Source organism: Paraburkholderia sp. EG304 (assembly GCF_046543485.1).
Classification (GTDB): Bacteria; Pseudomonadota; Gammaproteobacteria; order Burkholderiales; family Burkholderiaceae; genus Paraburkholderia; species Paraburkholderia youngii.
In genome coordinates this window covers 1-489 of the sequence record NZ_JBKGUA010000314.1, presented here as the reverse complement: position 1 = coordinate 489, position 489 = coordinate 1, and the positions used below count along the sequence as shown (strand labels likewise).

At 69.3% G+C, this 489-nt stretch carries 1 protein-coding gene; it reads right to left on the bottom strand.

Features of this window, described 5'->3' with window-relative positions; translation table 11 throughout:
• Positions 1–107: 107 nt before the first annotated feature.
• Positions 108–489, bottom strand: a 382-nt coding sequence (locus tag ACLFKU_RS44050) for a malonate decarboxylase subunit alpha (protein ID WP_410853431.1), incomplete at its 5' end; no start/stop codon positions are given.

Below are 489 nucleotides of genomic sequence, written 5' to 3'. Positions count from 1 at the left end.
CTTCCAGATTGCCCGAGGCGACCACGCCGACCAGCGCGTGGTGATCGCGCTCGGTGAGATCGTGCTGCCCGGGGAAGCGATAACGCAGGGTTTCCATGGCGTGCCCCTTACCAGTTGCGGAAGCGTTTGGGCGGGTTGTACAACCCACCGGACCAACGCACGAGATCCTTGACCGAGCGCGCGGCGAGCAGGTCGCGGCTGGCATCGCGGGTGCGGATGCCGAGGTCGTCGGGGCGGCGGATGATGCCGCGGTCGCGCAGGTTTTCCACCATCGCGCGGTCGCGGCCCAGGCCGACGGCGGTGTAGCCGGCCACGCCGCGGATCGCCTGTTCGCGTTCCTCCGGGCTGCGGCACAGCAGCAGATTCGCGATGCCTTCTTCGGTCAGCACGTGGGTGACGTCGTCGCCGTAGATCATCACCGGCGGCAGCGGCATCTTCGCGCGCTCGGCCAGCTCCCAGGCATCGAGGCGATCCACGAAGGCCGGCGCC